Below are 22,164 nucleotides of genomic sequence, written 5' to 3'. Positions count from 1 at the left end.
CCGCGGCGGCGAAGCCGAGCCGTCCGGACCATGCGCCTCTGAGCAGCGGTGATGACGCAACCACGACGGCGATCGCGGCTTGACTTCGGGTGCGAGATGCTTCCGTTGCCCGGACCGGCCGAGCCTTTCCTGCTCGGCTTTTCAGGCCGACCCGGCATCTCGCGAGGGCCCCGAAGTCAAGCTCCGATCGCAATCGTCGCGAAGCGGCGATGAAGCGAGCACGCGCGATACGGGAGCAAAGGCGACCACCCTGTGAAGGCGACCACCGCCCCGAGACGACCACCCCGCGAAGGCTCAAGCCGACCGGACCATCCCCGCCCGGGCCTCGGAGTACCGCCGCACCAACGCCTCCACCACCAGCGGATGCGCTCCCACCGGCGAGGAGACCAGGTCCGCCCCGCACCCCTCCAGCACGGAGTGGAACGCCCCGGGCGCCAGCAGCCACGAGGCGACCACCACCCGGCGCCGTCCCCGGACAGCCGCCACCACGTCGGCGATCCGGGGCGAAGCCGTGGCGACGTACCCCACCGCCTCGGCTCCCAGCATCCCGGCCGCGGCGCGGACAACGGCCAGCGCCCGGGCGTCGGAAGAGCCCGCCGCGGCGAGCACGACTGCGTCGCCGCGGCGGAAACCCGCCTCCCGCAACCGGTCCCGCACGGCGGGCACCGCGTCCAACCCCAGCGGCGGGGTCAGCACGACGTCGCCACGCGGCCCGATCTGCTCGGGGATGTCGACCCGGACGTGGTATCCGGCGGCCAGGAACACCGGCACGACGACGCAGGGTCCGTCCACTGCGGACCGGACGTCCGGTTGCAGAACGTCGGCGTAAGCCACCACAACCGGCACGTCGACGTGCGCCCGGACCAGGTCCGCGATCTCCGAGCACACCGCGATCCCGGTAGCGGACCGCGTTCCGTGGAAAGCCAGAACGAGCTTCATGCGGGCTCCATGGCCAGCCGGTACCCCCGCTTCACGACCGTGCACACCATCTGCGGCGACCCCAGGGCGGTCCGCAACCGCCCGATCGCCGTCTCGACGGCGTGCTCCTCCCCACCGGAAGGCAACGCGGCCAGCAGGTCCTGACGCGACACCACCCGGCCGCGCGCCGCGACGAGCGTCCGCAGCACGGCCATCGGCGCCGGTGCGACGGGCCGGAGCTCGCCGTCGACGACCACGGCCTGCGCTCGCATCTCCATGTCGCGGGACGCGATCCGCAGCCGGGTGGCGCGGGAAGGCAGCTCCAGGGCCAGTTCCCGCACCATCGACCCGATCCGCGACCGGGCGGGCTGCACGACGGGAATCCCCGCGGCCACCAGCGGACCGGCCGTGATGGCACCGACACCGACGACGAGCAGGCGGCGCAACGCGGCGACCAGGGCGGCGTGGTCGGGAGCCGTGCGCAGCATCGACGAGGCGGCCGGGGCGCTGGTGAACGTCAGCGCGTCCACCTGCCCGGCGATCACGGCGTCGATCAGCCGGTGCAGGGGGCCGATGTCCGCCGGGGGTTCCCAGCGGTAGACCGGGATCTCGACGACCTCGGCGCCGGCGGCCTCCAGGGTGTTCACGAAGTCGGGCAGCGGTTCGCCGTGCAGCTGGACGGCGACGCGCTTGCCGGAGACGCCCATCCTCAGCAGGTACTGCAGCAGCTCGGCGTTCGACTCGGACGACGGGGACCAGGCCTCGACCAGGCCCGCCGCGCGGACCGCGCCCTTCGCCTTCGGGCCACGGGGCAGGACGACGGCCGACGACAGCGCCCGGTGCAGGCGGCTCGCCAGGCCCCAGCCCTCGGCTGCCTCGAACCAGCCCCGGAAGCCGATCGCGGTGGTCGCCACGACGACGTCGACCGGGGAGGACACCAGTTCGGTGGTGGCGGCGTGCAGGGTGGCGTCGTCGGGCAGGGGGACGATGCGCAGGGCCGGGCCGTGCAGGACTGAGGCACCCTTGCGTTCCAGCAGCGCGATGAGCTCGTCGGCCCGCCGGGCCGCGGTGACGCCGACCGTGAAGCCCGCCAGCGGGCCCGTCACGTCAGCTCCACGACACCGTCACGCACGCGCACCGGGTGCACCGCAACGGACACCGACGGCTCGTCCAGGCACTTGCCGGTGGACAGCTCGAACGCCTGCTTGTAGACCGGCGACACCACGACGGGGACGCCGCCGCGGTCGCCGACGATGCCGCGCGACAGCACCGCGGCGCCGCTGAACGGGTCGACGTTGTCGAGGGCGTGCAGGGTGCCGTCGGCGGTCAGGAACACCGCCACCTGGGAGCCGTCCGGCAGCAGCGCCGCGACGCCCTGCTCGGGACGCAAAGCCTCGAAGTCGCAGATGACGGTCACCTAGCCACCTCCGGGATGCCGAGGGAGACGGGAACGCGCTGGCCACGCTCAGCGCGGAACGAGATCGTGGGGTCGGGGGTGCCGGGCGCGTTCACGAACGACGTGAACCGCGCGAGCTTCTCCGGGTCCTCCAGCACGCCGCGCCACTCGTCGGCGTAGTCGGAGACGTGCGCCGCCATCGCGGCCTCCAGCTCGGCGCAGATGCCGAGCTTGTCCTCGACGACGACCTCGCGCAGGTGGTCGAGCCCGCCGTCGAGCCCCTCCAGCCAGGCCGCGGTGCGCTGCAGGCGGTCGGCGGTGCGGATGTAGAACATCAGGAAGCGGTCGATCACGCGGATCAGCTCCTCGGTGTCCACATCGGACACGAGCAGGTCGGCGTGACGCGGGGTGAAGCCGCCGTTGCCGGCCACGTAGAGGTTCCAGCCGTTCTCCGTCGCGATGATGCCGAAGTCCTTGCTGCGGGCCTCGGCGCACTCGCGCGCACAGCCGGAGACCGCCGACTTGAGCTTGTGCGGCGACCGCAGCCCGCGGTAGCGCAGCTCCAGCTCGATCGCGAGACCGACCGAGTCCTGCACGCCGTAGCGGCACCACGTCGTGCCGACGCAGGACTTCACCGTGCGCAGCGACTTGCCGTACGCGTGCCCCGACTCGAAGCCCGCGTCGACGAGGCGGCGCCAGATCTCCGGGAGCTGGTCGACGGTCGCGCCGAACAGGTCGATGCGCTGGCCACCGGTGATCTTGGTGTAGAGACCGTAGTCGCGGGCCACCTCGCCGATGACGATCAGCTTCTCCGGCGTGATCTCCCCGCCGGGGATGCGCGGCACGACCGAGTAGGTGCCGTTGCGCTGCAGGTTCGCGAGGAACCTGTCGTTGGTGTCCTGCAGGGACACCTGCTCCGAGCCGAGGATGTGCCCGTTGCCGAGCGACGCCAGGATCGACGCGACCGCGGGCTTGCAGATGTCGCAGCCACGTCCGGTGCCGTGCTTCTGCACCAACGCGGAGAACGTCGTGACGCGGGTCGCCCGGATGATCTCGAACAGCTCGGCGCGCGAGTAGGTGAAGTGCTCGCACAGCGCCTTGGACTGCTCGACACCGCACTCGGTCAGCAGCTTCTTCAACATCGGCACGCACGAGCCGCAGCCCGTGCCGGCCTTGGTGCACGCCTTCAGCTCGGCCACGTCGCACGCGACACCGGACACGATCGCGTCGGTGATCGTCTGCTTGGTGACCGCGAGGCAGGAGCAGACCTGCGCGTCCGCGGGCATCTCGACGTCGACGGAGCCGCCCGGCTGCAGCAGCCCGGCCGGGACCTCCTTGCCCACCAACGGCCGCAGCGACAGGTACGACGAGGCGTCGCCCACCAGCACGCCGCCGAGCAGCGTGCTGGCGTCGTCCGACACCACGAGCTTGCTGTAGGTGCCGGCGACGGCGTTGTTGACGACGACTTCGAGCGCGCCCTCGGTCTGGGCGTGCGCGTCGCCGAACGACGCCACGTCCACGCCGAGCAGCTTCAGCTTCGTGGACACGTCGGCACCGGGGAACACCTTGGTGCCGCCGAGGATCCGGTCCGCGACCACCTCGGCCATCGAGTAGCCCGGAGCGACGAGGCCGTAGGTCACGCCCTCGACCGCGGCGCACTCGCCGATCGCGAACACGTGCGGATCGGCGGTGCGGCAGGCGGCGTCGACCAGGTAGCCGCCGCGCGGGCCCAGCTCCAGCCCCAGGTCGAGGTCGGTGCGCGGCCGGATGCCGGCGCTGAACACCACCACGTCGAGGTCGAGCTCGAGACCGCTCGCGAGCTTGGCGATCAGCCGCTGGCCGTCGCGTTCGATCGAGGAGGCGGAGGTGCCGGTGTGCACGGTCAGGTCGAGCTTCTCGACCAGGCGCTTGAGCAGCCCGGCTCCGCCCTCGTCGACCTGGATCGGCATGAGCCGCGGAGCCAGTTCGACGACGTGCGGCGAGACCCCCATGCCGCGCAGCGCGTTGGCCGCCTCCAGCCCGAGCAGGCCGCCGCCGAGGACCATGCCGGAACGCCGGCCGGGGCGGGAGGCCGCCTCCACCGTCGCCCGGATGTCGTCCAGGTCGTCGATGGTCCGGTAGACGTGGCAGCCGGGCAGGTCGCGGCCGGGCACGGGCGGCACGAACGGCACCGAGCCCGTGGCCAGCACCAGCACGTCGTAGGAGACCTCGACGCCGGAGGCACCGACCACCACGCGCCGCTCGCGGTCCACCGAGACGGCCTTCTCGCCGAGGCGCAGCTCGCACCCGGTCAACGCAGGCAGCTCCAGGTCCGCCGAGCTCCAGCTGTCCACGTAGGACGACAGCGCGACGCGGTCGTACGCGGGACGTGACTCCTCGCCGAACACCACGATCCGCCAGGACGACTCACGAAGGATCTCGACGAGCCGGTGGCCGACCATGCCGTTGCCGATCACGACCAATGTCTGGTTCATCGGGCATACCTCCTTCCGCCCGGTATGCTCACCGGGCGGCGTGTCATCCCAAGGTCCGCGGTATTTCGCGGCTGTTAAAGGAAACTCCCGCCGCAGTTCAGGCGGTGTGCGTCACACGCCCGCGTAGGCGAGCGAGGGCCGCGCCGCGAACACGTTGCGCCGCAGGTAGAACCACCACGTCGTGCCGAGGCAGAGCGCGTAGAAGACCAGGATCGCGGTCAGCGCGGGCGTCAGCGTCTTCGAGCCCTCCAGCGAGAACTTGAAGACGAGGTTCACCAGCACCCCGCCGGCGGCGCCGATCGCACCGGCGATGCCGACCACGGCGGCGGCCTGGCGCTTGGCCGACTTGTCGTCGTCGGACTGGGTGCGGAAGATCGCCGGGATCATCCGGTACGTCGAGCCGTTGCCGACGCCCGCCAGCACGAACAGCGCGATGAACGAACCGAAGAACAGCGCGAAGTTCCGCGAGTCGACGCTGACCATCACGCCGATCGTGCCGATCGCGAGCCCGACGAACGTCCCGAGCGTCACCTTCGCGCCACCGACCCGGTCGGCGAGCCAGCCGCCGAACGGCCGTGCCACCGAACCGATGAGCGCGCCGAGGAAGGCGAGCGCGACCCAGCCCCTGTGGTCGACGAAGCTCAGCTTGATCAGCGACGGGAACGCGAACGAGTACCCGATGAACGACCCGAACGTGCCGATGTACAGGAACGACATCACCCACGTGTGCATGTTCGACATCGCGAGCCGGTACGACTGCCCGTCCGGCTTGGCCTGCGTGAGGCTGTTCATGAAGAACCACGCGAGCGCCGTGGCCAGCACGATGAACGGCATCCAGATCAGCGCCGCGTAGGCGAGGTGGATCCCGGTGCCGATCGTGATCACGAACGGCACGACGAGCTGCGTGACCGCGACACCGAGGTTGCCGCCGGCGGCGTTCATGCCGAGCGCCAGGCCCTTCTTGCCCTCCGGGTAGAAGAACGAGATGTTCGCCATCGACGACGAGAAGTTGCCGCCGCCGAGGCCCATCGCGGCCGAGGTGAGCAGGAAGAACCAGTACGGGGTGCCCGGCGTGGACACCGCGTAGGCGAGCATCGTGCACGGGATCAGCAGCAACCCGGCGCTGATGGTCGTCCACAGCCGCCCGCCGAACCTCGGCACGGCGAACGTGTACGGCACCCGCAGCACGGCACCGACCAGGTTCGGCACGATCAGCAGCCAGAACTGCTGACCGACGCTGAAGTCGAAGCCCACGGAGCCGAGGCTCACCACCACGATGCTCATCAGCACCCACACGCTGAACCCGAGGTTTTCCGCGAAGATGCTCAACGCGAGGTTCTTGCGGGCGATGCGCTTGCCGGTGGACTCCCAGAACTCGGGCTTCTCCGGCTCCCAGTGGTCGATCCAGCTCATGAACGTCCTCCACAAGGGGTTCGGCGACTGACGAAGAACCTAGGAACAGCGGATTACCGAGGCGTTCTGCGCGGTGACGGCGGAGGCAACTCCGCCGCACATCACGCCGAGGCGGGCTGTGAGGCCCCGAGCCAGTCGAGCAGTCCGCACACCGCGTCCTTGCAGCCACCGCAGCCCGTCGTCGCGCGCGTGGCCTCCGCGAGCTGCGGCAACGACTGCGCGCCCACCCGCCAGGCCGACACGATCTGTGCCTTGGAGACGGTGTTGCACCGGCAGATCACCGCGCTGGACGGCAGGTCGGCGGGCGACGCGGCCTCCGCGGGCAGCGCGCGGCCGAGCAGCAGCGCGAGCCGGTCCGTCGGCGCGGGGATGCCGCGGTCGTAGAGCTGCGTGATCGTGGCGGCCGCGTCCGGCGCGCCCAGCACGATCGCGCCGGCCACGCGGTCGTCGCGCAGCACGAGCTTCGCGTACCGGCCGCGCGAGGGTTCCTGGAAGCACAGGACCTCCGAGTCCGGGCAGTCCACGTCGGTGTGCACGTCCCCCAGCGCCGCCAGGTCCACGTCCCGCGCCTTCAGCCGTGTGACGACGGAGGTGCCCCGGTAGCGGGCGGCCGGGTCGGCGCCGGTCAGGCGGTCCGCGAGCACCGCGGCCTGGTCCCACGCGGGCTGCACGAGGCCGGACACCGTGCCGGGGTGCTGCGCGCAGTCGCCGATGGCGTGGATGCGCGGGTCGCTCGTGCGCAGCGCGTCGTCCACGACGATGCCGCGGTCGACCGCCAGCCCGGCTCGGACCGCCAGCGACGTCTCGGCGCGCACACCGGCCGACACCACGACCAGCTCGGCCGGGACGTGGCTGCCGTCGTCGAGGACGAGGCCGTCACCGGGCAGGTACTTGGCGGCCAGGGCGTTCAGCCGGAACTCGATGCCGAGCCGGCCCAGCGTCCGGGCGAGGACGCTGCCGGCGCCGGGGTCGAGCTGGCGTTCCATGAGGTGGCCGACGGGGTGGACGACCGTGACCAGGCACCCGCGCCCGGCCAGGCCGCGGGCGGCCTCGATGCCGAGCAGGCCACCGCCGAGGACGACGACCGGCATGCCCTTCCGGGCGCCGGCCTCGATCCGGGCGCAGTCGTCGAGGGTGCGGAACGCGACGACGCCGGCGGCGAGCCCGCCGTCCTCGGTCAGGCCTTCGGCGGGAGGGACCCAGGGGACGCTGCCGGTGGCGAGCACGAGGGCGTCGTAGGGGATGGCCTCGTGGGCAACGGCTTCGGAGGAAGCCGGCTCGGCGGCGGGTGCGACCAGCACCGTGCGCGCGGCGCGGTCGATGCCCACCACCTCGCGGCCCAGCCTCAGGTCGATGCCGTGCGCCTCGGCCCACCCGTCGTCGTGCAGCCGCGTCGACTCCGGCGTCATCGCGCCCGCCACCACCGTCGACAACAGCACCCGGTTGTACGCGGCGTGCGGCTCGGCGCCGACCACCGTGATGGAGATGTCCTGGTCGCGGCGGCGGATCTCGTCCGCCAGCCGCGCACCCGCCATGCCGTAGCCCACGATCACAACTCGCCTCATGCCCGCTCCAATCGCACCGCGCACACCTTGAACTCGGGCATCCGGCTCGTGGGGTCGAGCGCGGGGTTGGTGAGCAGGTTCGCCCGCCCGTCACCGGGGAAGTGGAACGGCAGGAACACCGCGTCGGCGCGCATGCTCGGCACGCACCGCACGGCCGCCCTCACCGTTCCCCGCCGGGACACGACGTGCGCGAGCTCGCCCGCGGCGAGCCCCGCGCGGTGCGCCGTGTCCGGGTGCATCTCCACGTACATCTCGGGAACGGCCTTCAGCAGCTCGCCGATCCGCCGCGTCTGCGCCCCCGACTGGTAGTGCTGCAGGACCCGCCCCGTGGTGGCCTGCAACGGGAACTCGTCGTCCGGCGGCTCGGCCGGGCCCCGGTGGTCGACGGGGACGAACCGCGCGAGCCCGTCCGGGTGCGCGAACCGGTCGAGGAAGAGCCGGGGCGTGCCGGGGTGGTCCACCGACGGCACCGGCCAGTGCAGCTGCTCTGACTCCAGGCGTTCGTAGGTGATGCCCGAGTAGTCGGACGGGCCGCCGGCGGACGCCCTGCGCAGCTCCTCGAAGACCTCCCGCGGCTCCACGGGGAACCCGCGGTCCACGCCGAGGCGGGACGCGAGGCCGTGCAGCAGCTCCAGGTCGCTGCGGACACCGGGTGGCGGGTCGAGGGCCTTGCGCCGCCTGATGATCCGGCCCTCGAGGTTGGTCATGGTGCCATCTTCCTCAGCCCACTGCGTGACCGGGAACACAACGTCGGCCATCGCCGCGGTCTCGGACATCACGAAGTCCGCCACCACCAGCAGGTCCAGGGCCTCGAAGCACTCGGCGACCCCGGCCGCGCGGGGTGCGGACACCACCGGGTTGCTGCCGAACACGAGCATCGCCTTGATGTCGTCGGCGACGAGCAGCTCGTAGGCGCTGCGGCCGGGTCCGGGGAGTTCGGAGACGCCCCAGACGTCCATGACGTGACGGCGCGCCGCCGGGTCGTCGATCTTGCGGTAGCCGGGCAGCTGGTCGGCCTTCTGGCCGTGCTCGCGGCCGCCCTGGCCGTTGCCCTGCCCGGTCAGGCAGCCGTAGCCGGAGCCGGTGCGTCCGGGGAGCCCCAGCGCGAGGGCCAGGTTGATCCAGGCCGAGACGGTGTCGGTGCCGGACGCGTGCTGCTCGCTGCCCCGGCCGGTCAGCACGTACGACCGCCCGGCCAGCATCTGCACGGCCGCGCGCTGGTCGGCGGCGGAGACACCCGTGACGCGTTCGGTGTGCTCGGGCCACCACTGCGCCGCGATCCGCCACGCCTCGTCGAAACCGCTGGTGCGCTCGGAGACGTACTCCTCGTCGATCACGCCCTCGACGACGGCCGTGTGCAGCAGGCCCAGCGCGAGAGCCAGGTCCGTGCCCGGCGCGGGCTGCAGGTGCAGCGTCGCGCGTTCGGCGGTGGGCGTGCGGCGCGGGTCGACGACGATCAGCCGCGGGCCTTCCAGGTGCCGCAGGAACGGCGGCATGGTCTCGGCCGGGTTGGAGCCCGCGAGCAGCACCGTGTCCGCGGAACGCAGGTCCGCCAACGGGAACGGCAGCCCGCGGTCCAGCCCGAACGCCCTGTTGCCCGCCGCCGCGGCCGACGACATGCAGAACCGGCCGTTGTAGTCGATCTGCGAGGTCTTCAACGCCACGCGGGCGAACTTCCCGAGGGCGTAGGCCTTCTCGTTGGTCAGGCCGCCGCCGCCGAACACGGCGACCTCGTCGCGTTCGTACGACAGGATCTTCGCCGCCACGAAGTCGAGCGCCTCGTCCCACGAGACGGGCCGGCCGTGCAGCAGCGGGGTGGTGAGCCGGCCGGGGTGGCGCAGCAGCTCCCCCGCCGTCCAGCCCTTCTGGCACAGCCCACCGGGACCAGGGGCCACCTGGCCGTCGATGACGCTCATGGAGCACTGCAGCGCGCAGTAAGGACAGTGGGTCACACCGTCGACGCTAGAGAAAACCGCGTTAACCCGGTGCTCCGCAATGTTTCGAACCTGGAAACTGCCCCGCTCACAGCATGGCGGTCACGTGGTGAGCAGCTCGTTCCAAACCCGCGAAGGACTGCGGTGTCGACAGCGGGTGCAACGCGTGCACGGCCAGGCGGAACAGCATCGCGCGCACCAGCGCCTGCTCCCACTCGGCCTGGTGGCTCCAGCGGTGGAACAGGCCGGAGTCCGCGCCACCCCACGCGACGGCGTCGACCGCGACGACGGCGGCGGCCCACTCGGCGGGGCGCCAGTACGCGGTGAAGTCGATGACGGCGGGCGGGGCGTCGCCCGCGAACAGCACGTTGCCGAAGAGGTCGCCGTGCACGACCTGCGGCTTGAGGTTGAGCGGTTTCTGCGCCTGCTCCAGCAGCTCGAAGAGCCGGCCGCCGAGGTCGGCGTCGAGCGGCACGTCCACCTCGCCCCACGCCCTGCGGTCGGCGACGGCGAACACGTCCGTGCGCGCGTCCAGGAAACGGGGCTTGGGCAGCTCGGCCGTGGCCTGGTGCAGGCGCTGGGAGACGGCGATCACCTCGTCGTGCCGCGGCTCGGCGCGACCGGCGAGGAACTTGGTGGCGGACCAGCCGCCGACGACGTACCGGCCGTCGGTGGACCTGAGCGGCCTGCCGACGCGCAGGTGCGGCACGTCGAGGCCGTCGAGGGTCTTGGCGATCCAGGTCGCCTCGGCGGGCCTCGGCGCGGGGCGGATGCTGGCGTCGCCGCACCGCCACGCAGGGCCACCGTCGATCAGCTCTGGTTCGGCGTCACGTGCCCCGAACGCCGCACGCACGTGCGCTGGGGGCGGTTCGGGGGACCGGGTCACGGACGGGCACGCTACCTGCTTAGACCGTCCGGGTGGTGGATCACGACACGCCGCGGTTCGTGCCGCCACCCGAACAGCTCATCAACCGGTGCGTGCGTTCGGGCGCCGAAGCACCCGAACGCACGCAAGCCCTCAGTACGTGGGCAGGCTCGGGTCGACCTCGCGGGCCCACGCCAGCACGCCGCCACCGACGTGCACGGCGTCGGAGAAGCCCGCCTTGTGCAGCGCCGCGAGGGCCTCCGCGGACCGGGCGCCGGACTTGCAGTGCAGCACCAGCGGCTTGTCCTGCGGCAGCTCCGAGAACGCCTCGCCCGAGAGGATCCTGTCCTTCGGGATGAGCACCGAGCCCGGGATCTTCACGATCTCGTACTCGTGCGGCTCGCGGACGTCCACCAGCAGGAAGTCCTCACCGGACTCCTGCTTGTGCTTGAGCTCGAGCGGCGTGATCGTGTTGCCCGCGGCCGCCTGCTGCGCGTCCGTGGACACGACACCGCAGAACGCCTCGTAGTCGATCAGCTCGGTGATCTTCGGCGACGCCGGGTCCTTGCGGATCTTGATCGTCCGGTAGGTCATCTCCAGCGCGTCGTAGACCATCAGGCGGCCCAGCAGCGGGTCGCCGATGCCCGTGAGCAGCTTGATCGCCTCGGTGACCATGATCGAGCCGATGGACGCGCACAGCACGCCCAGCACGCCGCCCTCGGCGCAGGAGGGGACCATGCCGGGAGGCGGCGGCTCCGGGTAGAGGTCGCGGTAGTTGAGGCCCTGGCCGTTCGGGGCGTCCTCCCAGAAGACGCTGACCTGGCCCTCGAACCGGAAGATCGAGCCCCAGACGTACGGCTTGCCCAGCAGCACCGCGGCGTCGTTCACCAGGTACCGCGTGGCGAAGTTGTCCGTGCCGTCCAGGATCAGGTCGTAGTCGCGGAAGATCTCCAGCGCGTTCTCGGAGTTGAGGTGCGTCTGGTGGAGCACGACCTTGACGAACGGGTTGATCTCGGCGACCGAGTCGCGCGCCGACTCCGCCTTGGGGCGGCCGACGTCGGACTGGCCGTGGATCACCTGCCGCTGCAGGTTCGACTCGTCCACGACGTCGAAGTCCACGACGCCGAGCGTGCCGACCCCGGCCGCGGCCAGGTACAGCAGTGCCGGGCTGCCGAGGCCGCCCGCGCCGACGACGAGCACCTTCGCGTTCTTCAGCCTCTTCTGCCCGTCCACCCCGACGTCCGGGATGATCAGGTGCCGGCTGTAGCGCGCGACTTCTTCCTTGGTCAGCTCCGCGGCTGGCTCAACGAGCGGCGGAAGCGCCATGCTGGTCCTCCTCGACGAATGTCTCCGTGTCCGAGACAACGTCTACCCTGCCTCGACTCTTCCCGGTTGGAAAGCCGTCTCAGCCTGCGGGAAACGGGTTCGTCTTGCAGACCTTGCCGTCGGCGGGCACGACGTCCTGGCCCGCGTTGAGCTGCGAGACGAAGTCGTTCGAGACGCCGAACGTCTGCTGCATCATCACGGGAGCCGGCGCGTCGTTGTCCGGGCACGGCGCGTGCCGGCTGCCCAGGGCGTGCCCGACCTCGTGGTTGATCACGTACGTGCGGTAGCCGGCCAGGTCGGAGCCGTAGGCCATGGCTCCGCGCACCCAGCGGGCGACGTTGATGATCACGCGCTTCTGGTCGGGGTTGTAGCAGGAGGTCTCGAACGGGATCTCCCTGCCGCAGAGCGTGTGCGACGTCTTCGTCGTGGCCAGCGACACCACGAAGTCCGGGTTCTGGTTCGCCTCGACCCGCTGCAGCGCGACCTGCTTGGTGCCGATCCAGCTGCGCGGGTCGGACAGGATCCCCTCGACCGTGCGCGCGAACGCGGCCGCGTCGTCGTTGTAGTCGGCGGGCTTCACGCCGTCCTCGATGGCGATCGCGTACTTGCGGAACTTCGGCGCGTTGCCCTCGCCGACGCGCTGACCCGCACCCCCGATCACCTTGAACGTGCCGACGCCGTCCTCGGAGAACGCCGGTCCCGCGGGCAGTTCCGCGGTCGGGATCTTCAGGTCGGGCTTCTTGCCCGGCACCTCGGTCGGCGGCGCCTCGGGTGTGCTGACGGGCGTCTCGGCGGCGTTCGTGCCGGCGTCGGTGCCGGACGAGGGCGACTGCGGCTGCACCGTGTCGAGCACCACGAGCGCCGTCAGCACGAGGAGCACCGGGATCGCGTAGATGCGCCAGCCGTAGCTGGCGACGAGCCTCTTCACACCGCGGCTCTGGCGGGGCCTGCGCAGGGCCTGCGTGCCCTCCGGCTCCCAGGCGGCCGCGAGTGGTTCCGCACTGGTCCGCCGCTCGCCACGGCGGTAGCGGTCGGCGGGCGGAGCACTACGTCCTCGCTCGGGGGCGCGATTCACGTCGACCAGGGTCCCACATCGCCCGTACGGCCGTTGCCCGTCACCACGAGTGGCGGTCGACCGCCTCCCACATGCCCAGCACCGCCCTCGCGACGGTGGCGGGCCGCTCCATCTGGGCGACGTGGCCGGTCCTGGGCAGCACCAGCAGCCGCCCCTTCGGCAGCAGCCGCGCCGTGCGCGGCCCCTTGCGCACGCTCACGAGCCGGTCGTTCTCGCCCCAGAGCACCAGCGTCGGCGCCTGGACCGACGGCAGCAGCCGCCACAGCGACTTCGCGCCGGGGGTGAGCCAGCTCTGCATCAGGCCGAACGTGCTGCGGTTGAGCGCCTGCCCCGCCCAGTGCTGCCGGGCCCGCTCCTCGTTCTCCTTGATCGACTCCTCGATGCGGTTGTCCGGCACCAGGCTCGGGTCGGCGAAGCACAGCTCGAGCATCTGCCGCGTGCGCTGGTGCGCGGTCAGCTTCGCGAGCTCCCGGCGCACCCGCGGGCCGACGACCGGCAGGACCGCGAGGGCCATCCGCGGGTCGGACATGCGGTCCAGGCGCGGCCGCAGGTCCGGCACGGCCGGGGAGACCAGCGTGAGCGTCCTCACGAGATCGGGCCTGGTCGCGGCGACGATCACCGAGATCGCGCCGCCCATGGAGTTGCCGAACAGGTGCACCGGCTGTGAGAGCGTTTCCAGGTACTTGACGACGGTGCGCGCGTGCGTGGCCAGGCTGAAGTCGTAGCCGGGGATCGGTTCGGAGCGGCCGAACCCGGGCAGGTCGATCGAGTAGCCGCTGACGTGGTCCTTCAGCTGGGCCGCGAGGTCCGTCCAGTTCGTCGCGGATCCGCCGAGCCCGTGCACGTAGACCGCGGGCGGCCCGTTGCCCGGCGTCACCCTGACGTGCACCTCGTGGCCGTCCACCTGCTGGAACTCACCGGGCCAGGGCGTCTGGGAGGTGTCCAGCGGGGGCAGTTCGACCGTGGACAGCGGGGCGGGGATCAGGGTGCTCACCGGACCAGGATGCGGGAAAGAACGCCGAGATGGTTCCCGGAAGTCCGCTACCAGCGAGTAAGGTTGCGCTCACGCCTCGGTCTGGCAATCCCTGTCCGACGGCCGGAACACTCGTGCTGGAGGCACCATGACGGAGACGGCGCAGAGCGCACCCGCAGGCAGGGGCGTTCGACTGCCGCGCACCGCCCGCCGCGCGCAGCTGCTCGCAGCGGCGCAGGACGTGTTCGTCGCGAACGGTTACCACGCCGCGGCGATGGACGAGATCGCCGAACGCGCGGGCGTGTCCAAGCCCGTGCTGTACCAGCACTTCCCCGGCAAGCTCGAGCTGTACATGGCGCTGCTCGAGTCCCATGTGGACGAGCTGGTCGGCCGAGTGCGCACCGCCATCGGCTCGACGACGGACAACAAGCTCCGCGTGCGCGCCGCCGTGGCCGCCTTCTACGACTTCGTGGACGGCGAGGGCCAGGCCTTCCGCATGGTCTTCGAGTCCGACCTGCGCTCGGAGCCGGCCGTGCAGTCCGCGGTCGAGCGCGCCACCACGGACTCCGTGGACGCCATCACCGACACCATCACCGCGGACGCGGGCCTGGACGAGGAACGCGCCCGCCTGCTCGCCGTGGGCCTGGTCGGCCTCTCGCAGGTCACCGCCCGGTCGTGGCTGGCGGACAACCGCCGGGTGCCGAAGGAGGAAGCGGTCGCGCTGATCTCCAACCTGGCGTGGCGCGGCATCGGTGGCGGCTTCCCGCTGCAGCACTGACAACGCTGACGCGCGAAAGGGCCCGCGGGTGCGGGCCCTTTCGCGCGTCCGGCGGTCTCACATCAGCGCGGCGATCCGCCGGGCCACGTCCTCCGGCCGCTCGAGCGGCAGCATGTGCCCCGTCTTCGGGTAGATCACGAACTCCGCGCTCGGCAGCGAGTCGGCCAGCACCCGCGAGTGCCGCAGCGGCGTCAGGACGTCCCAGGCACCGGCCATGACGACGGTGGGGATGTCCGAGAGCACCGACAGCGCCTCGCGCCGCTGGTGCAGCGTCAGCTCCTCCCGGATCCCGACGAACGCCTCGCACGAGGTGTTCCCGGCCATGGCGGCCGCGGCACGGACGTCGGCCCACCGCGGCCGCCGCCCGAACGTCACCCGCAGGCCGGGCGCGATCACCCGCCCGAACCCGACCTTGGACCTCTTCAGCAGCCACTTCCCGGCCAGCCGCTCCACCGCCCGCAGCGGCGGCAGGTCCCCGCACGAGGTGGCGATCAGCGCCACCCCGGACACGCGGGAGAACAGCTCGGGCCACTGCTCCGCCAGAGCCATGATCGTCATGCCGCCCAGCGAGTGCCCGGCGAGCACGACCCGCCCGGTGGGCGCGCACTCCTGCAGCACCGCGGCCAGGTCGTCGGCCAGCTCCGAGATCGTCCCGGTCCCGCCGGCCGAACGCCCGTGACCGCGCACGTCGTAGCGGACCACGCGGCCCGGCAACGCCGGCGCCACGCGGTCCCACGTCGTGAGGTCCATGGTCCAGCCGTGCAGCAGCACCGCGGTCACGTCCGAGGCGGGGTCCCCGGACGTGACGACGTTCAGCCGATCAAGAACGAGCGGCGCCACGAGCGCATCCCCGGCTTTCCGACGAGTCCGGCCTCGTCCAGGAACGACATGATCCGCTCCCCCGACCAGCGGATGGTCTCCTGGAACTTCGGGTTGGCCAGCGCCTGGCGGTGCGCCTCGCGCACGTCCAGCCCGACCGCCGCGTAGACCCGCGGGTTGATGATCGCGCGGGTGATCATCATCGACACGTACCCGATGAGCCACTTCTGGTAGGGCTTCTCGTAGCCCTTGAGCCCGGCCATGCCGCGCTGCAGCTCCTCGCGGGCGAACCGCACGTGACGGGCCTCCTCCAGCACGTGGATGCGGTTCACCATCCGCACGATCGGCTGGACGGTCTCGTCGTTCATCGCCTCGCGCTGCAGCCGGTCGAGGATCTCCTCGGCGACCAGGATCGAGCCGTACATGGCCGGACCGTAGCCGATGATCGGCAGCAGCTTGCCCAGGCGGTGCGTGTGCTTCGTCGGGCCGTACGCGGGGCAGCCGACGCGTTCGACCAGGCGCGCGAACATCGTCGAGTGGCGGCACTCGTCCGCGACCTCGGTCAGCGCGTACTGGGCGTGCCTCGTGGTCGGGTCGCTGTTGTAGACGACCTTCACGAGCATCTGCATGAGCAGCAGCTCGAACCACAGGCCCACGGACGCGATGGACGCCAGCTCGTGCTTGGACAGCTCGACGCGCTGCTCCTGCGTGAGCGAGTCGTAAAGAGGCGTGCCGTAGAGCGAAATGCGCTGTTCAGGAATGTAGAAGAGCCCGTCGGCCAGAGGTGCGGACCAGTCGATGTCCACCTCGGGGTCGTAGAACTTCTCGGCGGACGACTTGAGCAGCCTTTCCGCTGTCTTCTCCCGATCGGCGACCCTCATCGGTTGCCCCTCCCCGGTAAGTGTTACTTGAGGTAACGGTTACTTCTGGTAGCGTGCGTCACATGGCACGCACTGTCAAGGGGCCGGACGCGCGACGGGAGCGGTGGAAGGGTCATCGCGAGCAGCGCAGGGCGGAGTTCGTGGAGGCCACGATCGCCGCCGTGGCCAGGAAGGGCCCCGACGTCGGCATGGAGGACGTGGCCGCGGAGGCGGGCGTCAGCAAGCCCGTGCTCTACCGGCACTTCACCGACAAGTCCGACCTGTACCTCGCGGTGGGCCAGAAGGCCACCGAGCTGCTGATGGACCGGATGGGCCCGGCACTCGTCGCCGACGGCCCGATCCGCGCCCGCATCGAGGGCATCGTCGACGCCTACCTGTCGGTGATCGAGGAGAACCCGAACCTCTACCGGTTCGTCGTGAAGGGCTCCTTCGTCGACCGCCCGGTCGAGAAGGACGTCGTGGCCGAGGACAAGAACCTCATCGCGACCACCCTCGCCCGCATCCTCGGCGACTACCTGCGCGCCTTCGACATGGACTCCGGCGGCGCCGAGCCGTGGGCGCACGCGCTCGTCGGCATGGTGCAGAACGCGGGCGACTGGTGGCTCGACCGCCAGACGATGTCCCGCGAGAACCTCAGCGACTACCTCGCCACGATCATCTGGCACGCGATCGACGGGCTGCTGCGCTCGGCGGGCGTGCAGGCGGACCCGGCCAAGCCCCTCACCCCTCTGCGATTGGTGGACTGATGAGCGAGCACGAGCACGACGAAGAGGGCTACACCGGCGAGGCCACCCTCGTCTTCGGCTCCGACGAGGTCGCGGTCGAGGTCGAGCTGCGCGGCTACTTCCAGCCGATCGACGGCCGCTACCACTGGTACGGCCGCGTGAAGGCCAACGACGACGTCACGAGCCGGGTCGAAGGCGGCGCGCGGACCGCGCTGCTGCGCACACCCACCGGGCAGGCCGAGGGCACGCTCACCGACCAGGACCCGTGGGGCCGCTACCGGGTCGGCGGCACCTCCACACCGCCGTACAAGATCGAGGAACCGGCCGGCCGCTGAGCCGTCCCCCGACGCGCGGGAGCCCCGGCCGGCAACTGCCGACCGGGGCTCCCGCGTTCTGCGAACCTAGGCGCCGAACCCGACCTTGCGCGAGTCCTGCGGCCCGATCTCCACGTACGCGACGCGGCCAGCGGGCACGACGAACCGCGCACCCTTGGCGTCCACCAGCGACAGCACGGCGGACTTGCCGGACACCGCGTCGGCCACCAGGCCCTCGACCTCGGTCGGGCTGAGCTCACTGGTCACGACGAGTTCCCGCCCGCTGTCCGCGACGCCGATCCTGACCTCCACGCTGACCTCCGTGCTCAAGAGAAAAATCTAGGACCGAGCCTACCCAGTGCGGCGACCACAATCACCGCCAGACGCTCCCGGTGTGCAGCAGGGCACCTCGCGGTGTCGACCCCCGCCCCCCATATGCCCGATATGAGGGGCGGGGGTCGACACCGCGATGCACCCGTCTGACCAGCGAGAATCGTCCGTCGGCGGTTAGTGGTCGCCGCACTAGCCGAGTCCGAGCTGCGTCATGCGCCGCGCGTGCGACTGCTGGAGACGGCGGAACAGCTGGCCGATCCCGGCGAGGTCCCCGGACCCCCTGATGATCAGCTCCGAGAGCCCGTCCCGCTCCGCCACCACGTACTGGGCCTGCGTCAACGCCTCGCCGAGCAGCCGCCTGCCCCACAGCGCGAGGCGGTCGCGGACCCGCGGATCGGTCTCGACGGCGGCCAGGACTTCGCGCTCAGCGAACGCCGAGTGCCCCGTGTCGGCGAGCACGTGGAGCACCAGCTCCTTGGTCGGCGCGTCCAGCCACTCGGCGATCTCGCGGTAGAAGTCGGCCGCGAGACCGTCACCCACGTACGCCTTCACGAGCGACTCGAGCCACGACTTGGGGCTCGTCGACTCGTGGAACGCGTCGAAGCCCTTCACGAACGGCGCCATCGCGTCCTCGACGGCGATGCCCTCGGCGGCCAGGTGCTTCTGCAACAGCGTGAAGTGCCCGATCTCCGCGGCGGCCACCTGGGCGAGCGCCGCGCGTCCCGCCAAGGTCGGCGCCGTGCGCGAGTCCTCCGCCATCCGGTCGAAAGCCGAGAGCTCGCCGTAGGCGAGCGCTCCCAGAAGATCGACAACACCCTCCGCAACACCCATGGGACCGAACTCTAGTGCGGCGGGTCGCATCGGCCGATCGACGCGGTCGCACGGACGAACCGCGGTGATGCCGCATCCGCCACATGGAGGCGTGAGGGGCGGTGCCACGAGGCGTCCTGCCGGGTGCCGCGAACGGCCGAAGGGGACCGGATTCGCCGCATGAGGTGGTCAATCGGCTCTGGCCAGGTAGAATGGGGGTGGACGCCCGGCGTGACGAGTGTGACGACCACGCTGCGCGGCGCAGAAATGGTGCGCGTACACCTTTCCCGCAGCTGCTCATCTAGCGCGGTCGAGAGGCCCGGCAGGGGCTCGTACGCGCTTGGTACGAGAGAGGCTGATCACCCTGACCGCTGAAGTAGAAGCACATCTGGACCCGGTTCTCCTGGAGCACAGCGAAGCCGGAGTCCCCGAAGAAGACACCTCGCACCCGCTGCTGGCAGACGCCCCGGTCGAGCACACCTCCCCCACGTTCGCCGAGCTCGGCGTACGCGACGAGATCGTCAAGGCGCTCAGCGAAGCGGGCATCGAACGCACCTTCGCCATCCAGGAGCTGACGCTCCCCATCGCGCTCGCCGGCGACGACGTCATCGGCCAGGCGCGCACCGGCACCGGCAAGACCCTCGGGTTCGGCGTGCCGCTGCTGCACCGCGTCGAGTCGCCCGGTGACGGCACCCCGCAGGCCCTGGTGGTCGTCCCGACCCGTGAGCTGTGCCTCCAGGTCGCGCACGACCTCACCGACGCGGGCAAGCACCTGGACCTGCAGGTCGCCGCGATCTACGGCGGCATCCCGTACGAGCGGCAGATCGCGCAGCTGCGCAAGGGCGTCGACGTCGTGATCGGCACGCCCGGCCGCCTGCTCGACCTGGCCGAACAGCGCCACCTGGTCCTCGGCAAGGTCCGCATGCTCGTGCTGGACGAGGCCGACGAGATGCTCGACCTGGGCTTCCTGCCCGACATCGAGCGCATCCTGACCATGGTCCCCGACCAGCGCCAGACGATGCTGTTCAGCGCGACGATGCCCGGCCCGATCATCACGCTGGCCCGCACGTTCCTGAACCAGCCGACGCACATCCGCGCGGAGGAGAACAACGCTCCGCAGACGCACGAGAACATCTCGCAGTTCGTCTACCGCGCGCACTCGATGGACAAGCCGGAGATGCTGGCCCGCGTGCTGCAGGCGCGCGACCGCGGCCTGACGATGGTCTTCGCGCGCACCAAGCGGACGGCGCAGAAGGTCGCCGACGACCTGACCGAACGCGGGTTCGCCGCGGCCGCCGTGCACGGCGACCTGGGTCAGGGCGCACGCGAGAAGGCGCTGCGGGCGTTCCGCGCCGGCAAGGTCGACGTGCTGGTCGCCACGGACGTGGCGGCGCGCGGCATCGACATCGACGACGTGACGCACGTCATCAACTACCAGTGCCCCGAGGACGAGAAGACCTACGTCCACCGCATCGGCCGCACGGGGCGTGCCGGGCGCATGGGCATCGCGGTCACGTTCGTCGACTGGGACGAGACGAACCGCTGGAAGGTCGTCGACGACCTGCTCGGCCTCGGCGCGCCGCTGCCGGTGGAGACCTACTCCACGTCCGAGCACCTCTTCGCCGACCTGGGCATCCCGTCCGGCTCGACCGGCCGGCTGCCGCTGAGCCACCGCACCCGCGCGGGCCTCGACGCCGAGGAGGAGGAGCAGCTCGACACCGGCAAGCGCAAGCGCCGCCGTCGCACCGGCTCCACCCGCGGCGGTGCCGAGCAGGCCGCGGAGACGAACGAGGAGACCAGGCCGAAGCGCTCCCGGTCCCGCACGCGCAGCCGCGGCGGCGTGCCGCAGGACGGCGCGCAGGCGGAGTCCGGGGCACCGGAGTCCGCCGACAAGCCGGCCTCCGACAAGCCGCGCAGGCGCCGTCGCAGCCGTTCCTCTGCCGAACAGGCCGCTCCTTCGGCAGACTGATCACCATGTCGTCCCCCGGTTCCGACGTCACCGACATCGAGGACGTCCTCGACGAGCCCGCGCACGAGCCCGACTCCGGTCCCGGGCCCGTCGAGGAACGCCCGCCCGCGCGGTCGTGGCGCACCCGCCGCGACTTCCTCGCGGTCGCGCTGATCGCGGTCGCCGCGCTCGTCGCGTCCGTGCTGACCTGGGCGTTCAGCGATGCTCGCGCCACGACGTCGGTCACCGGGCCGTCGTCGTGGGAGCAGCTGCCCGAGGTGACGTCGTTGCCGCCGTCGCTCGCCGAGGTCTGGCGGGCGCCCAGCGGTGCCTCGCAGTCGCCCGTGGTCGTGCAGACCGCGTCGAAGGAGACCGGCGAGGAGAAGCCGTCCACGGTCGTCACCGGCGACGGCGGCCAGGTCGACGGCCGCGACCCGCTGACCGGTGACGTGCGGTGGACGTACCGGCGCGACCTGCCGCTGTGCGTGGTGAGCACGGCGTGGGGCCGGGCGATGGCCCTGTACTCCAAGGGCACCAACTGCTCCGAGCTCACCTCGCTCGACGGTGTCACCGGCGAGCGGAAGGCTCAGCGCAACGGCGACGCGGAACCGGGCACGGCTCTGCTCAACGAGGGCTCGCACCTCATCACCACCGGCTCGAAGTTCCTCGAGGTCTACCGGCGCGACGACCTGGTGCGCTCGCTCGAGTTCGGCGGCCTGCGCGCGATCGTGAACCCGAACAAGCAGCCGCGCGTCGGCTGCGCCTACGGCTCGGTGGCCGTCACGACGGGCAAGTTCGCGGTCGTCGAGCGCTGCCCGGAGGACGCCTCGGACCGCGTCACGGTGCTCAAGCCGAACCCGGACAAGTCCGACGAGCCCAAGGTGTTCGCCAGCGTGCTCACCGGCGGTGCGAACGTGCAGCTCGTGGCCGTGACGGAGAAGCTGTTCGCCGTGGCGGTGCCGAAGCCGGGCCGGTTGCTCGTCTTCGACTCCGAGACCGGCAACCAGGTCACCGAGGTGCCGCTCGACGTGCCCGAGGCCGACTTCGCGGATCCGGCGAACCACGTGACGCAGGTGTTCTCCACCAAGACGAACGTCTTCTGGTTCACCGGTTCCCGCACGATCGCGCTCTCGCGGGAGACTCTCACTCCACTGTGGACCGCGCAGGGCACGCTGGGCGCCGGCACGACGCTCGCGGGCCGCCTGCTGGTGCCCGTCGAGAACGGCCTGCGGGTGCACGAGCAGGCCACCGGCGAAGTCGTGGGCACGATCAGGGTGAACCGCGAGGGCCACACCGGCCCTGTGCAACTGGCCACAGCGGGTCCCGTCGTACTCGAGCAGCGTGGCGGAACCCTGGTCGCGCTGCGATAGTTCTGCTCGTGCACTCGCAGATCAGCCCCCACCGGGCACAGCGCGCCGACCTCCCGGGCCGTTACGGCACGATCGGGGCGTTGCGCGCGCCCGCGATGGGCGACGACGCGATGCGCACGACAGCACTGCTCGTGCCCGGCTACACGGGCTCCAAAGAGGACTTCGCGCCGATGATCGACCTGATCTCGGACGCGGGGTTCGAGGTCGTCGCGATCGACCTGCCGGGCCAGCAGGACTCGCAGGGCCC

The 22,164-nt window shown here is 71.3% G+C and carries 21 protein-coding genes; 6 read left to right on the top strand and 15 right to left on the bottom strand.

Annotated elements, in window-relative coordinates; translation table 11 throughout:
* Positions 1 to 294: 294 nt before the first annotated feature.
* The 11 genes from L6E10_RS15145 to L6E10_RS15095 form a co-directional block, all read right to left on the bottom strand.
* The gene (locus L6E10_RS15145) at positions 295 to 939 is read right to left on the bottom strand and encodes a sirohydrochlorin chelatase (RefSeq protein ID WP_236220167.1); all 645 of its coding nucleotides are present in this window, start codon (positions 937 to 939) and stop codon (positions 295 to 297) included.
* Positions 936 to 2,024, bottom strand: a complete 1,089-nt coding sequence (locus tag L6E10_RS15140) for a uroporphyrinogen-III synthase (RefSeq protein ID WP_236220166.1) — start codon at positions 2,022 to 2,024, stop codon at positions 936 to 938. Before L6E10_RS15140 ends, L6E10_RS15145 begins: the two co-directional genes overlap by 4 nt.
* Positions 2,021 to 2,335 (bottom strand): nitrite reductase small subunit NirD, encoded by a 315-nt coding sequence (nirD, locus tag L6E10_RS15135; RefSeq protein WP_236220165.1) that lies wholly within the window; start codon positions 2,333 to 2,335, stop codon positions 2,021 to 2,023. The genes L6E10_RS15140 and nirD overlap by 4 nt, the downstream gene beginning before the upstream one ends.
* On the bottom strand, positions 2,332 to 4,788 hold the full coding sequence (gene nirB, locus L6E10_RS15130; protein WP_236220164.1) for a nitrite reductase large subunit NirB: 2,457 nt from the start codon (positions 4,786 to 4,788) through the stop codon (positions 2,332 to 2,334). The genes nirD and nirB overlap by 4 nt, the downstream gene beginning before the upstream one ends.
* Before the next feature lie 111 nt (positions 4,789 to 4,899).
* A complete protein-coding gene (locus L6E10_RS15125; protein WP_236220163.1) occupies positions 4,900 to 6,201 on the bottom strand; it encodes an MFS transporter in 1,302 nt (433 codons plus the stop codon).
* 101 nt (positions 6,202 to 6,302) lie between these two features.
* Complete coding sequence (locus L6E10_RS15120) at positions 6,303 to 7,766, bottom strand: FAD-dependent oxidoreductase (RefSeq protein ID WP_236220162.1); 1,464 nt, start codon at positions 7,764 to 7,766, stop codon at positions 6,303 to 6,305.
* Entirely contained in the window at positions 7,763 to 9,682 is a 1,920-nt protein-coding gene (locus L6E10_RS15115) for a molybdopterin oxidoreductase family protein (protein ID WP_236220263.1), read from the bottom strand. The genes L6E10_RS15120 and L6E10_RS15115 overlap by 4 nt, the downstream gene beginning before the upstream one ends.
* Before the next feature lie 106 nt (positions 9,683 to 9,788).
* Positions 9,789 to 10,586 (bottom strand): TIGR02569 family protein, encoded by a 798-nt coding sequence (locus L6E10_RS15110; protein ID WP_236220161.1) that lies wholly within the window; start codon positions 10,584 to 10,586, stop codon positions 9,789 to 9,791.
* 132 nt (positions 10,587 to 10,718) lie between these two features.
* Positions 10,719 to 11,891: an adenylyltransferase/sulfurtransferase MoeZ gene (moeZ, locus tag L6E10_RS15105; protein WP_090099641.1), complete on the bottom strand. Its 1,173-nt coding sequence runs from the start codon at positions 11,889 to 11,891 to the stop codon at positions 10,719 to 10,721.
* Between the two features lie 79 nt (positions 11,892 to 11,970).
* Positions 11,971 to 12,966: a DUF3152 domain-containing protein gene (locus tag L6E10_RS40800; protein WP_236220160.1), complete on the bottom strand. Its 996-nt coding sequence runs from the start codon at positions 12,964 to 12,966 to the stop codon at positions 11,971 to 11,973.
* Positions 12,967 to 13,006: 40 nt separating this feature from the next.
* Complete coding sequence (locus L6E10_RS15095) at positions 13,007 to 13,960, bottom strand: alpha/beta fold hydrolase (protein WP_236220159.1); 954 nt, start codon at positions 13,958 to 13,960, stop codon at positions 13,007 to 13,009.
* A gap of 127 nt (positions 13,961 to 14,087) precedes the next feature.
* Here L6E10_RS15095 and L6E10_RS15090 point away from each other — a divergent pair, with 127 nt between their 5' ends.
* Positions 14,088 to 14,717 carry a TetR/AcrR family transcriptional regulator gene (locus L6E10_RS15090; protein WP_090099643.1) on the top strand — a complete coding sequence of 210 codons (630 nt, stop codon included), beginning with the start codon at positions 14,088 to 14,090 and terminating at the stop codon, positions 14,715 to 14,717.
* A gap of 57 nt (positions 14,718 to 14,774) precedes the next feature.
* Here the strand turns inward: L6E10_RS15090 and L6E10_RS15085 are convergent, their stop codons facing one another.
* Positions 14,775 to 15,557, bottom strand: a complete 783-nt coding sequence (locus tag L6E10_RS15085; protein ID WP_236220158.1) for an alpha/beta fold hydrolase — start codon at positions 15,555 to 15,557, stop codon at positions 14,775 to 14,777.
* Positions 15,530 to 16,417 carry a diiron oxygenase gene (locus L6E10_RS15080; RefSeq protein WP_236220157.1) on the bottom strand — a complete coding sequence of 296 codons (888 nt, stop codon included), beginning with the start codon at positions 16,415 to 16,417 and terminating at the stop codon, positions 15,530 to 15,532. Before L6E10_RS15080 ends, L6E10_RS15085 begins: the two co-directional genes overlap by 28 nt.
* A gap of 62 nt (positions 16,418 to 16,479) precedes the next feature.
* On the opposite strand from L6E10_RS15080, the gene L6E10_RS15075 reads away from it, so the two are divergent.
* Together L6E10_RS15075 and L6E10_RS15070 are read left to right on the top strand one after the other, a co-directional pair.
* Positions 16,480 to 17,163, top strand: a complete 684-nt coding sequence (locus tag L6E10_RS15075) for a TetR/AcrR family transcriptional regulator (RefSeq protein WP_090099646.1) — start codon at positions 16,480 to 16,482, stop codon at positions 17,161 to 17,163.
* Positions 17,163 to 17,477, top strand: a complete 315-nt coding sequence (locus tag L6E10_RS15070) for a DUF4873 domain-containing protein (RefSeq protein WP_236220156.1) — start codon at positions 17,163 to 17,165, stop codon at positions 17,475 to 17,477. Before L6E10_RS15075 ends, L6E10_RS15070 begins: the two co-directional genes overlap by 1 nt.
* 66 nt (positions 17,478 to 17,543) lie before the next feature.
* Here L6E10_RS15070 and L6E10_RS15065 read toward each other — a convergent pair whose 3' ends face one another.
* On the bottom strand, positions 17,544 to 17,768 hold the full coding sequence (locus L6E10_RS15065; protein ID WP_090099650.1) for a DUF3107 domain-containing protein: 225 nt from the start codon (positions 17,766 to 17,768) through the stop codon (positions 17,544 to 17,546).
* A gap of 210 nt (positions 17,769 to 17,978) precedes the next feature.
* Entirely contained in the window at positions 17,979 to 18,620 is a 642-nt protein-coding gene (locus L6E10_RS15060; RefSeq protein ID WP_236220155.1) for a ferritin-like fold-containing protein, read from the bottom strand.
* A 319-nt stretch (positions 18,621 to 18,939) separates the two neighbouring features.
* Between L6E10_RS15060 and L6E10_RS15055 the strand changes: the two genes are divergently transcribed.
* From L6E10_RS15055 to L6E10_RS15045, 3 genes are all read left to right on the top strand, one after another.
* Positions 18,940 to 20,568: a DEAD/DEAH box helicase gene (locus tag L6E10_RS15055; RefSeq protein ID WP_236220154.1), complete on the top strand. Its 1,629-nt coding sequence runs from the start codon at positions 18,940 to 18,942 to the stop codon at positions 20,566 to 20,568.
* A gap of 5 nt (positions 20,569 to 20,573) precedes the next feature.
* On the top strand, positions 20,574 to 21,917 hold the full coding sequence (locus L6E10_RS15050) for a hypothetical protein (protein ID WP_236220153.1): 1,344 nt from the start codon (positions 20,574 to 20,576) through the stop codon (positions 21,915 to 21,917).
* 8 nt (positions 21,918 to 21,925) lie between these two features.
* Positions 21,926 to 22,164: alpha/beta hydrolase (locus L6E10_RS15045; protein WP_236220152.1), on the top strand; the 239-nt coding region annotated here is incomplete at its 3' end.

The organism is Lentzea sp. CC55 (genome assembly GCF_021056325.1).
GTDB classification, from domain to species: Bacteria; Actinomycetota; Actinomycetes; order Mycobacteriales; family Pseudonocardiaceae; genus Lentzea; species Lentzea jiangxiensis.
Note: the sequence above shows the minus strand (reverse complement) of the source record. Positions and strands in the feature narration are given on the sequence as shown.

Bases quoted from the DNA above. Each gene is read 5' to 3' on its own strand.
- L6E10_RS15125 (WP_236220163.1), bottom strand. From the start codon at position 6,201: ATGAGCTGGATCGACCACTGGGAGCCGGAGAAGCCCGAGTTCTGGGAG.
- L6E10_RS15070 (WP_236220156.1), top strand. From the start codon at position 17,163: ATGAGCGAGCACGAGCACGACGAAGAGGGCTACACCGGCGAGGCCACC.
- L6E10_RS15115 (WP_236220263.1), bottom strand. From the start codon at position 9,682: ATGAGCGTCATCGACGGCCAGGTGGCCCCTGGTCCCGGTGGGCTGTGC.
- L6E10_RS15120 (WP_236220162.1), bottom strand. From the start codon at position 7,766: ATGAGGCGAGTTGTGATCGTGGGCTACGGCATGGCGGGTGCGCGGCTG.
- moeZ (WP_090099641.1), bottom strand. From the start codon at position 11,891: ATGGCGCTTCCGCCGCTCGTTGAGCCAGCCGCGGAGCTGACCAAGGAA.
- L6E10_RS15060 (WP_236220155.1), bottom strand. From the start codon at position 18,620: ATGGGTGTTGCGGAGGGTGTTGTCGATCTTCTGGGAGCGCTCGCCTAC.
- L6E10_RS15050 (WP_236220153.1), top strand. From the start codon at position 20,574: ATGTCGTCCCCCGGTTCCGACGTCACCGACATCGAGGACGTCCTCGAC.
- L6E10_RS15145 (WP_236220167.1), bottom strand. From the start codon at position 939: ATGAAGCTCGTTCTGGCTTTCCACGGAACGCGGTCCGCTACCGGGATC.
- L6E10_RS15075 (WP_090099646.1), top strand. From the start codon at position 16,480: ATGGCACGCACTGTCAAGGGGCCGGACGCGCGACGGGAGCGGTGGAAG.
- nirB (WP_236220164.1), bottom strand. From the start codon at position 4,788: ATGAACCAGACATTGGTCGTGATCGGCAACGGCATGGTCGGCCACCGG.
- L6E10_RS15080 (WP_236220157.1), bottom strand. From the start codon at position 16,417: ATGAGGGTCGCCGATCGGGAGAAGACAGCGGAAAGGCTGCTCAAGTCG.
- L6E10_RS15090 (WP_090099643.1), top strand. From the start codon at position 14,088: ATGACGGAGACGGCGCAGAGCGCACCCGCAGGCAGGGGCGTTCGACTG.